Origin of the sequence: Aquimarina sp. BL5, from assembly GCF_003443675.1 — a bacterium.
GTDB lineage: Bacteria > Bacteroidota > Bacteroidia > Flavobacteriales > Flavobacteriaceae > Aquimarina.
The window spans coordinates 5,409,530-5,421,308 of sequence record NZ_CP031963.1; the positions used below are offsets into that span (position 1 = coordinate 5,409,530).

Genomic DNA, 11,779 nt, shown 5'->3' on the forward strand with positions numbered 1-11,779 from the left:
TATTTGTGTAAGTCTATCAATTAAATTTCTAATATGTTATTAAAAACGTTTCTTAAATTTTTTTTAGTTTTTAATTTTATAACTGTCAATGCTCAAGATTATTCAGAAATAGGTACGCACGATTTTAACTTCGACTGGGAGTTTAAACTTCAAGGAAATACTTGGAATTTAGATAAATCAGAATACAAAAATTGGACTGCAATACAATTACCACATGATTGGAGTGTTCATTTTTCTTATGATTCTATACAGGGAGAAGGAGCTACAGGATACCTGCCTGGAGGTATTGGATTTTATAAAAAGAATTTTTTATTAAATAGAAACAGCCATACTACATATATTTTATTCGATGGTGTCTACAATAATAGTACAGTGTATTTAAATAATCAGTTAGTAGGTTTTCATCCATATGGATATTCACCTTTTTATTTTGATATAAGTAATTACTTAAAGGATGATAACACTTTTAATAGCTTAAAAGTAGAAGTAGATCATAGCAGATATGCAGATAGTAGATGGTATACGGGTTCTGGAATATATAGAAATGTAAAACTGATTCGTAAAAATAATCTTCATGTACCTGTATGGGGGATCTTTATTACCACTCCCAATATTACAAAGGAATGGGTTGTAACTAATATAAAAACTACTATCAAAAATAATAATATTCATAAAGAGAGTTTTGAATTATGTATTGAAATTTATGATGATAGAAACAAGCTAGTATCAGATGCTAAAAAAGAATACTTAGTAAAAAGTAATCAAGAAATCATTTTAGAAAATAGGCTTACAATTCTAAAACCTTATATATGGGATGTTAATTCACCAAGATTGTATAGAGCTATTATTACATTGTTAAAAGGTGATTGTGTAATAGACAAAAATATAGTGAAATTTGGGGCGAGAAAAATTGAATTTGATCCTAACAAAGGTTTTTTTCTTAACGATAAGAATACACCAATAAAGGGTGTTTGTCTTCATCATGATGCAGGTTTGGTGGGAGCAGCAGTACCAAAAGATGTTTGGAGAAGGAGATTACAAAAACTTAAAAATGCAGGTTGTAATGCTATCAGAATATCCCATAACCCTGGATCAGAAGATTTTTTAGATCTATGCGATGAAATGGGTTTTTTGGTACAGGATGAATTTTTTGATGAGTGGGATCATCCAAAAGATAAAAGATTTAATATGAATGAAAAAAGAGTAGATTCTATAACCAGAGGGTATACGCGTTATTTTCAGGATTGGGCAGAGAAAGATCTTAAAAATACAGTTCTAGCGCATAGGAATCATCCAGCGATTTTTCAATGGAGTATTGGGAACGAAATCGAATGGACATATCCAAGAAATGCAGATGCGACGGGTTTTTTTAATAATATGAATTGGAGTGGTAATTATTTCTGGGAAGAGCCACCACATACAATTGAGCAGATAAAAGAAAAATTAAAGACACTACCTAAAGGAAAATACACGATAGGGCAAACTGCTAAAAAGCTAACGAATTGGACTAGAGAACTAGACACCACAAGGTATATTACTGCTAATTGTATATTACCCTCTGCTAGCCATCTTTCTGGATATACAGAAGTATTGGATGTTGTTGGGTATAGTTACCGAAGGGTGTTGTATGACTATGGACATAAAAACTATCCAAACAAACCGATAATGGGTTCTGAAAACCTTGTACAATGGCACGAATGGAAAGCAGTTGAAGAGAGACCTTTTATTTCAGGTACTTTTTTGTGGACAGGGATTGATTATATGGGCGAATCAAATGGACAATGGCCAAGAAAAGCTACAGAAAGTGGAATGTTAGATATTGCTGGTTTTGAAAAACCATCATATCATATGATGAAAACCCTTTGGAATGAAGAACCTCATATATACATTGCCACACAAACCATTGATAAATCAATATTTAAAGAAGACGAAAAAACAGGCAAAGTTGTAGAAAAGAAAAAAGGAAAATGGAAAAAAGCACTTTGGGTATGGCATGATGTAAACGAGCATTGGAACTATAACAAAAATGATACAATAGTAGTGGAGGTATATGCTAACTATCCTGAGTTAGAGCTATATTTAAACGGAGCATCTTTCCAAACAAAAAAGCTAGAAAGTTTCGAAGATCGAATTTATAAATGGATAGTTCCATTTAAAGAAGGAGAATTAAAACTGATAGGTAAGAAAAATGGTGAAGTAAAAGAAATAAAAACTCTCCCTACTACAGGGCAGGTAGCTCAAATATCTCTTTCTGTCGATAAAACTTTAATAAACCCGGATAGCTATAGTGTAGCACATATTATAGCACAATTAAAAGATATTAAGGGAAATCCAATTAAGAATGTAAACAAAGAAGTTACCTTTTCTATAGAAGGCGATGTAAAGCTATTAGGTGTGGATAATGGATCCGCTTATAGTGTACAAGATTATAAAACAAACTCAGTAAAAACAAACAATGGAAGGTGCTTGCTTGTGATTCAATCCAAAAGAAAAGAAACAGAAGTAAAGATAATTGCTACAACAGAAAAAATACATAGTAACACATTAGAAATTCAGATAAAATAATACTCAATGAAACTAGAATTTAAAAAAATAGTACTCTTCTTCTTAATTGGAATTATAGCTTCTTGTGGAGAAACGATAAGAAAAGAAGAACTTTCTGTGGAAAAAGAATTTCCTTGTCAACCTTTGCTGGATCTTTCGCAAGAAAAGTTAGATCGATTTGGAATCACAAATAAAGAATACTTAAGTGCAGCTTCTAAAAGAGCGCTACAATGGCCATATGTAGAGAATGATTGGTTTCGACTCTTTAATAAATTACAACCATTAAAAGGAGATTTAGCTTATGAAAAAGGTGTAGTTAGAAGAGATCCTTCAGCGATCATTAAAGAAAACGGTAAATATTACGTGTGGTACAGTAAAAGTGTAGGGAAATCTCAAGGTTTTGGGGGAGATATAGAAAAGGATAAGGTTTTTCCATGGGATCGTTGTGATATATGGTATGCAACTTCTGATGATGGATGGACCTGGAAAGAAGAAGGCATCGCTGTACCAAGAGGGGAAAAAGGAGCTTATGATGATCGTTCCGTATTTACGGTAGAAATTATGAAGCATGATACGATGTATTACTTGTGCTATCAAACAGTAAAATCACCATACAATGTAAGAGTAAAAAATCAAGTAGGTTTAGCCTGGTCAAGTTCTCCAGATGGTCCTTGGGAAAAAAGTAAGGAACCTATTCTTAAACCTGCAGATAATGGGATATGGAAAGGTAAGGAGCAGAATAGATTTTTAGTAAACAAAAAAGGAGATTTTGATTCCCACAAAGTACATGATCCGTGTATACTTCCTTTTAAAGGAAAGTTCTATCTCTATTATAAAGGAGAGCAAATGGGTGAAGAAATTTTATTTGGAGGAAGACAAATTAGACATGGTGTAGCCATTGCGGATAATCCTAAAGGTCCTTACGTAAAATCAAAATACAATCCAATATCTAATTCAGGTCATGAAATATGCGTATGGCCTACTCAAGGTGGGATAGCTTCATTAATCACCACAGATGGACCGGAAAGAAATACAATTCAATGGGCTCCCGATGGTATTAATTTTGAAATAAGAGCTGCTGTACAGACTTATACGACACCACCTCACGCTATTGGTTTAAATAGAACGATTGAAGTGCCGGATAATAATCCAACAAAAATTTTCGATTGGGGATTATCCCATATGTATAATAACAGTGATGAACAATCAATTATGCGTTTTAGTTCATACATGAAAAAATTTCACGTGGCCAAAGGAGTAAAAAAATCTAAATAAACAGAGAAGATAGTTAGTGATTTACTATTAATAAACAAAACATATAACCTTACAACGCTTTCAAAATGATGAAGGGGCCGCAAGATTTTATGTTGTTCTATGTTAAGATGCTTATTCATTTGTTTATAATAAGCATAACTTTTAAATTATTTTAACCTGTTATTTTATTAACTTCTTACTCCAGCTATTATCTTGTGATGAAATTATATATAAACCACGGCTAAGTTCAGAAATATCAACAATGGTTGTTCCGGGATTTAATGTTTTGGTCATTAATAGTTTTCCGCTAAGATCTGATATCTTAATTCGTATATTACCTGTAACCCCTGTAAATGTAATTTGTTCATTTGCTGGATTTGGAGCAAACCGGACGCTTTCAAATTTAAAAGATGCTATGTTTAATGGATCTGTAGGTGTAATATTCCATTGCTGATTTACATTCGTAGGATTAAAGAAGAATGTATGAATATTAGCATCCACTGCTCCAAAATCTCTATCCACACCTTGTACAAGACAATGTTGAGGTTTGATGCTATAGTTTTCTCCATTTTCTTCAATCTTAAACATTTGGTAGGTTTCTGTATTGTCAATCCCAGTAGTTACATTTGTTTGATTTCCACAGCTACCATTAGTTACTTCTAAATAACGGGAAGTTGCCTTATTCTGGAATGTATAAACATCGTTTCCTAAATGTATAAGTGTCCAAGTGTCTAAATCATTAGAGGTACCATTATCCATTCTAGCATTAAAGTTTTCAGAACTTAATGCCACAAGCCTTTGCTGATTAACAGGAGATTCTATGAAATATTCTCCATCTGCAAGTAATGGAGCAGGAGGTTCTGGAGCATCTACAGTAATTATAGCAAAATCACTGTATCTGCTAGCTATTAAAGCTGTTATTTTTGCTTGCCCCATAGAGACGGCTGTGACGTTACCATTTTGATCTACAGTTGCTATTGATGGATTACTGGAACTCCAAGTGATATCTGATTGATTAAACCCTCCACGTAGGATTGTAGCTTGTATTGTTTCTGTTTCTCCTGATTGCATATCAACCTCAAAAGGAGAAACACTTAATACTCTTGCTTGAGTTCCATTAGAATATGCTCCGCGATTAAAACCATTACCCAAAGATACAGCCCATAACGTCGTAGCATCATGAAGATCAAATTCTACATTTCTGATTTCTGTATTCAAACCATCGATATTATTTTTTTTCCAGGTCAATCCACGATCTTCACTCAGATAGATACCTGGATTTAATTGTAAAAAACCAATAGTTGCCACCAGAATGTTATTATCAAATGGAGAAACATCTATTGAAAAAGTTCTGTCATTATCAAAAATACGAGTCCAAGTAACTCCGAAGTCATCTGTATACCAAACCCCACCCGTTATATTTTCATTAAAAGTACCTCGATGTCCGCTGGTAACGTACATTCTATTTGTAGTATCAAACTCAATTCTATTAACACCAGTCACTCCTGGAGCAATATCAATTCTCGTCCAATTCAATCCTCTATTATTTGTGAAATATAATCCGCCTTGAGCTAAAGGAGACGAACCGCTCCCTTGACTAAAAGACAGTCTTTGAGCTGCTGCAAAGTAAGAGGCATTTGTTTGATCTCTAGGATCTATTTTTATATCACTTATTCGAACATTTGTAGGAAGTCCCGTATTTCTTGGTGTAAATGTTCTGCCTCCATCATCAGAATAATAAAAGCCACCTTCTTTATCAACATCGTTAATTTCTTTATCTGTAATCCCAAAAAACATGATATCCGGGTTTTTTGGGTCGACCCCTAAAGATTGCGTCCGCATTTGGGATTCGGCAGGCGTGGCTAGTCCCCAATCAGAAAAGGATTCTCCTCCATCTGTAGAACGCTCAATCCTTTCCTTACCAGCTTGTCTATAAGAAGTTGTGAAAATAATATCTTTATTTAATGGGTGTGTTACTAAAGTACTTATAGTTTCTCTAGAGTTTTTTATTTGTCTTACACCTTGTCTATCGTTTGTTCCATCATCGGTAAGAAGCCATAATCTATGTTCTCCAGACCCCATTAATGGTCTGTCTGGTCCTAATCGTTTATCTTGATGTATACTTTCTCCTGGTAAATTACTATTACCTCTTCCTACTAAACCGGTAGCTGTATTATCCTCGTCTACCTGATTAAAGGTTACTCCATTATCAGTACTTAATAAGGTGTTATGTCCTGCTATAATCATAACATCTCCTCGGCTGTTTACTGAGCAATATCGTAAAGATCTCAAAGGATAATTTTGACCAAACTGTTGAATAAATGGCTCATGTCCCATAACCATATTATCATTAAATGGATTTCCTCTGGATTCCCAATAGGTTCTATCATTTTCCCAGGCAGGACCAAAATCTCTAGCCAAATTTGTCCATTTCTGACCTCCATTACTTGTACCCCAAAGTCGTCCTGGTACGATAGAGTTTTGTATTTGGGCATCTGCGAACCCAACATAGAGTGCATCAGGTCTACTAGGATCTACATTTAAAGAATTAAAATATTGTAATACATTAGTTGGTCTAACTGGATAGGTTGATTGAGCCGCAGCAACGCTAATACCAAACCAATTTGCAATATATTGATCATAATTTTGAGGTACACCTCCTGTTAATTGGTTTACATCTATATAAAGATCTCCGGTGATATCCGTAAATGTAACTCCATTATCTTCTGTTTTAAATATCCCACCAGTATTTGTTGTTGTATTTCCAGATGGAAAATAACGTATTTGATCTATTAAATATAGTACAAATCTATCAGAAGTAACATCATAATAAAAATCCATATCTACGATGGTATTATTAGGTAATTTACCTTCTCCAATATTAGTCCAAGTAGTACCTCCATTTTCTGATTTATATAGTCCATCGATTGAAGCAGCGTAGACTTCTTGATTGTTTGAAGGGTTTACAATAATTCTACAAAACTGAGCTTTTGAATCAATTCCATTTGTTAATTCCGTCCAACTAGTTCCTCCGTTCATAGTTTTGTATATACTACCTTGAAAAGCAACCCCTTGAAAAGATATATTTTCTCTACCTCTTGGATTAGCAGCATTCACATTGCTCTGTGTTGTAAAACGTGATTCTCCTCTAATATGCCCACCTGTACCTACGTACCAAGTATTGTCATCATTAGGATCTATTGCTATTGAAGATACTTTTGAAATGAAACCTAATCCATCAGACCCATCTGTATCAGCATTATACCATGGGGCATTCTGTACAATAGTCCAATTTCTGCCCATATCAATGGTTTTCCATAGTTGTGAACTTTCTATAGCAAGCCCAAAACTTTCATTAGTACCTGAATAATATAAATCACGCAATCTCGAAAACTCTCCATTACCATCTTTGTCTTTTATATTAAACCAACTTTGACCATTATTTTCAGATTGCCATACTACGAATAAGTCTGGCCCCATCACTATTACATCAGGTTGCGTAGGATGATATCTTAAGAAATCAGAAAATCCAGCATTACCTGGTCCAAATTGTTTCCATTCAATATCATTTTCAGAAGGCACTCTTTCTGTTTTTAATCTCTGAAAATAAGTTTGGTCCAATTGTGCTTGAACTAGAATAGGGATTATTAAGAATATAAACCTTAAGTATTTTTTTTTGGGTAAATGGTATTGCAGCATAAATAGTTCTTTATTTTGATGTTCTTTATTAAGTTAAAGACTTAATAGATTTAGATTTCTAAATGTAATAAATTGATAGTATATAGTCTTAGAAAATAACTGTACAAAAACTAGACAAAGTATATTAAGTCTTATTTTGAATTTATTTCTAGAAAATAAAATAGCACTAAACAAGTTACTCACTTTTGATATTCAAAAAGGTAGACTGTGATACGTTTAGTTATTATTAAGCACTGATAATCGTTTTGAGACATAATTTTTTGAAGACTCTTAATAGATTCTCCAAAGTATTTTCTTTTGTCTTGAACTATCAAAATTGATGAAGTCAGAAATACCTTGTTTGAAAAGTAGTAACTTCGATATAATTTGAATAAACGAAGAAAAGAGTTAAAGGATTATAGCTTATCGTCAACGGATAATTAACTTGCTGATGAAATATGGATTGATATCAAAAAAAGAGGTAAAACCACTTCTCGAACTTATAAGAAATCTAAAAAAAGGTTCGTTTTTGGAATCACTTTTACCTAAGTTAATCTCACTGTGCTTTAGGAATTTCTCTTGGTGAAAATCACAAAGACTGATCAATCAATACTAAAGATCGCATCAATTAAAAAGGAACATCTATAAATTCAGTTGAAAAAAGTTTCAAAAGAATAAAACACCAAATTGGATAAGCTTAACAGAAAAAGATTGGTATACTAAAAAACAAATAGAACAATTGAAAAAAGCTACAGGTTTAGACAAATTAACTCGTGACGATTAGGTTTTAAAATTATTGTTTGAAGAAATCAAATTTTAGTCTTTTGAAAACTTAAACAAAGTACCACTACTATCAGAATATTCCATTATCGAACTAGAAATCTTCACGAACTTATATGTGAAAGGATCTATATCTTGAATACTATAGAAGGTAATTTTATACAAATTATAATCATTATGATCTTCAATAATACTACGTACATTTATATTTAGGGATAGCGTATTATTTTCATTATCCGTTAATAAGATATTATCGTGAGTAAAGGTAAACGCTTTTATTTTTTGATTGGGGTTTTTGTTTTTCCAAGTTCCGATAATCCAATTTGGAGGATTAAAATAAATTTCTGAAACATCATCATAATCATCATAAAAAGCATCATCACAGTCATCATAGAAAAAATCATCATTTTCACAATAGCAAGGATTAATTGTACAGCAAGATGTTATGCTTACAAAGCAGCAGAACGCATATATTTTAAACAATTTCATTTTTGATTATTTTAAGTTTTATCGAAATCAATTCATATGCCAATATCTAGGTATGTTTATTTAAGAATATATTTTGGTTGAAAACAAGGGGTGGATACCATTATAAACCACTATGATGCTATTGATATAGTATAACTAAGGGAATAGTAGGTTAGGTAAAGGTTTGTAAGACTTGAAATTATTTACGAAGAATATTTTAGTTACTTTTGAGGGTAAAATTATTCATAATGAAAAACATTCTAGCCTTTGCTGGTTCTAATAGTAGTACTTCAATTAATCATAAACTTGTAGAATATGTTGCTTCAGAAATAAAGGATCATAAAATTAAAGTTCTGAAATTGGCGAATTATCAAATGCCAATGTATAGTGAAGATGTCGAAAAGGAGAATGGTTTTCCAGGGATGACGTTAGGTCTAAAACAAGAAATATCAGAAGCAGATGCTTTGATTATTTCGGTTAATGAACATAATGGTAGCTGGAGTGCTTTTTTTAAAAATGTAATTGATTGGTTATCTCGATTGGATCGTAATTTTTTGGAAGGTAAAAAGATATTGTTAATGAGCACTTCTCCTGGTCAGCGAGGAGGAGTAAGTTCTTTAGAATTTGCAAAAAATGTATTACCAAGATTTGGAGGAGAGATTATAGAAAGTTTTAGTTTTCCTTCGTTTCATTCAAATTTTTCTTCGGAAGATAAAGCAGTTACCGATGAGACACTTTTGTTGGGATTGAAGGAAGTTCTAAGTACTTTTGCCCATCAGATTAAATAGCTCGTGCGAAGTACCAAAATATACACTTTAGATAATTCTTCAGAATTTAAAATCAGATTATTGCAATGGGCACAACAATTTGATGACATCCTGTGGCTTGATTCCAATACATATTCTCAGAAGTATTCCAGTTATGATGTAATTTTAGCAGTTGATGCGTTTACTTCCATAAAGACAGACTATTATTCTTCTTTCGATAAATTAAAGGAATATCAGGAACAAACTGCCGATTGGATTTTTGGATATCTCTCTTATGATCTTAAAAATGATGTAGAAAAATTGGTTTCTAAAAACCAGGATAACCTTGATTTTCCGGATTTGTATTTTTTTCAACCAAAAAAAATATTTCTTCTTAAGGATGACAAACTAGAAGTTCAGTATTTGAGAATGGTAGATGATGAAATGGACGAAGATCAGCGGTTAATTGAAACTTTTCCATCTTCAATAGCCGTTTCTAATGAAGATTCCCCTTGCGGTAAGGTGAAGATAAGTTTGCGAATAACCAAAGATGTATACAAAGAAAAAATCCAACAAATACTTGCTCATATACATCGAGGAGATATTTATGAAGCAAATTTTTGCCAAGAGTTTTTTGCAGAGGATAGCTGTATTGCTCCCTTAGAGACGTATCACCATCTTAATCAAATTTCGAAACCGCCGTTTGCTGCATTTTTTAGAATGAATGATCAGTATATGTTATCGGCATCTCCCGAAAGATATTTAAGAAAAGAAGGAAGCAAAATTATTTCTCAACCTATAAAGGGAACTGCAAAACGATCAACTATAATTGAGGATGATAAAAAACTCGTTTCTGATCTGGAACAAGACCCAAAAGAACAATCAGAAAATGTAATGATTGTTGATTTGGTTAGAAATGATCTTTCCAGAACTGCATTAAAAGGTACTGTTACTGTCGAAGAATTATGTAAGGTATATACATTTAGACAGGTACATCAGATGATATCTACGGTAGTTTCGGAGATTGATCCAGTGACTTCACCGGTGGATGTAATCAGAACCACATTTCCCATGGGGAGTATGACTGGTGCTCCCAAAATTTCTGCTATGCAAATTATAGAAGATTTAGAGGAATCTAAAAGAGGGCTATATAGTGGAGCAGTAGGATATTTTACTCCAGAAGGAGATTTTGATTTTAACGTAGTGATCAGAAGTATTTTGTATAATGAGAGAAAGCAATATATTTCTTATACAGTAGGTGGAGCAATCACTGCTAAATCTGATCCTGATAAGGAATATGAAGAATGTTTAATTAAAGCAAAGGCAATGAGAGAGGTATTAGAAGGATTGTAGATGTTAGATCCGAAGTAATAGGTATAAAACATATAACCTCACTAAAAGTAACAATTATAGAAGATGATTACTTGCTTTTTCTTAGAGCTAATTTTCACTACTTTATATAAGATTCTTTCTAAAACTCTTTCTAACGTCAATAATAGTTGCTTTTACCTCTTGTGGAGTGATATCTTTGATTCTTGCTATTTCTTCAAAATTTAATTTTCCAAAAACAAAGAGGTCTATAATTTTAGAAGTTTCTAGAGGCAACCAGCTATAAAACTTACCTAAAAGTTTTTGTTTTTTATTTTCCGAAGATTCTTCGGATTCGATAACCTTAAGAATAGCCGAATCGGCATCATCATAAATGAATAATTGTTTTTTCTCCGAGTTTTGATGATAGGATATGTCATTTAGTTCTTCATTCATAATCAATTCGTTATCGGCCTCAGAAGTATAGTTTTCTTCCAATTTATTTAACTCTTCACTTAAGAAATAATTGGTGCTTATACATCGCTGATGCCAACCTTCATTGATGTATAATTCATCAATTAGATGATCAGCAATTCTAAAAAGTTTTAACTCTAGAGATAGCTTGTCCATATCTATATCCAGATGATCTTCATTATATAACTGTACAATAGCATCATCGATAATACCATTAGAACAATACATATTTCTAGGTAAAATACCAGTGCTTTCTGCAATATATATTCTATGTTTGACATAAGGGTGTAGATGAGGAACTACGGATAATAGTTTTTTGCTAAACTCTTTTTTATGATCATCTTCTTGGTGTTTTGGCTTTTCATCTATCACATTCATAATATCAAAATTTTTAAGAGTTGCTTAAAAATAACAAAAATGATTTGATTTTTATGTTAAAAACCTGAAAATCAAATCATAAAGACTGCTAATAGAAAGGTTGCCCTACTTCTACAAAATCGTATATTTGAAACCAGCAAACACAAATA

At 32.5% G+C, this 11,779-nt stretch carries 7 protein-coding genes; 4 read left to right on the plus strand and 3 right to left on the minus strand.

All coding sequences use genetic code 11. The features are described 5' to 3' along the window. Positions 1–33 precede the first annotated feature (33 nt). Entirely contained in the window at positions 34–2,565 is a 2,532-nt protein-coding gene (locus D1818_RS22825) for a glycoside hydrolase family 2 TIM barrel-domain containing protein (RefSeq protein ID WP_118462195.1), read from the plus strand. Between the two features lie 6 nt (positions 2,566–2,571). Further along, a complete protein-coding gene (locus D1818_RS22830; protein WP_118462197.1) occupies positions 2,572–3,819 on the plus strand; it encodes a family 43 glycosylhydrolase in 1,248 nt (415 codons plus the stop codon). 159 nt (positions 3,820–3,978) lie between these two features. On the opposite strand, the gene D1818_RS22835 is transcribed toward D1818_RS22830, so the two are convergent. Both D1818_RS22835 and D1818_RS22840 read right to left on the minus strand, forming a co-directional pair. Next, entirely contained in the window at positions 3,979–7,497 is a 3,519-nt protein-coding gene (locus tag D1818_RS22835) for an Ig-like domain-containing protein (RefSeq protein WP_118462200.1), read from the minus strand. Positions 7,498–8,292: 795 nt separating this feature from the next. Beyond that, positions 8,293–8,745 carry a hypothetical protein gene (locus tag D1818_RS22840; RefSeq protein WP_118462202.1) on the minus strand — a complete coding sequence of 151 codons (453 nt, stop codon included), beginning with the start codon at positions 8,743–8,745 and terminating at the stop codon, positions 8,293–8,295. A gap of 227 nt (positions 8,746–8,972) precedes the next feature. Between D1818_RS22840 and D1818_RS22845 the strand changes: the two genes are divergently transcribed. Both D1818_RS22845 and pabB read left to right on the plus strand, forming a co-directional pair. Beyond that, positions 8,973–9,512, plus strand: a complete 540-nt coding sequence (locus D1818_RS22845; protein WP_118462204.1) for an NADPH-dependent FMN reductase — start codon at positions 8,973–8,975, stop codon at positions 9,510–9,512. A 3-nt stretch (positions 9,513–9,515) separates the two neighbouring features. After that, entirely contained in the window at positions 9,516–10,823 is a 1,308-nt protein-coding gene (gene pabB, locus D1818_RS22850; protein WP_118462207.1) for an aminodeoxychorismate synthase component I, read from the plus strand. Positions 10,824–10,925: 102 nt separating this feature from the next. Here pabB and D1818_RS22855 read toward each other — a convergent pair whose 3' ends face one another. Further along, a complete protein-coding gene (locus D1818_RS22855; protein WP_118462209.1) occupies positions 10,926–11,630 on the minus strand; it encodes a hypothetical protein in 705 nt (234 codons plus the stop codon). Positions 11,631–11,779 lie beyond the last annotated feature (149 nt).

What these genes read in the sequence shown, in the direction of transcription:
- D1818_RS22855 (WP_118462209.1), bottom strand. Translation starts at nt 11,630, where the DNA reads ATGAATGTGATAGATGAAAAGCCAAAACACCAAGAAGATGATCATAAA.
- D1818_RS22825 (WP_118462195.1), top strand. Translation starts at nt 34, where the DNA reads ATGTTATTAAAAACGTTTCTTAAATTTTTTTTAGTTTTTAATTTTATA.
- D1818_RS22840 (WP_118462202.1), bottom strand. Translation starts at nt 8,745, where the DNA reads ATGAAATTGTTTAAAATATATGCGTTCTGCTGCTTTGTAAGCATAACA.
- D1818_RS22845 (WP_118462204.1), top strand. Translation starts at nt 8,973, where the DNA reads ATGAAAAACATTCTAGCCTTTGCTGGTTCTAATAGTAGTACTTCAATT.
- D1818_RS22830 (WP_118462197.1), top strand. Translation starts at nt 2,572, where the DNA reads ATGAAACTAGAATTTAAAAAAATAGTACTCTTCTTCTTAATTGGAATT.
- D1818_RS22835 (WP_118462200.1), bottom strand. Translation starts at nt 7,497, where the DNA reads ATGCTGCAATACCATTTACCCAAAAAAAAATACTTAAGGTTTATATTC.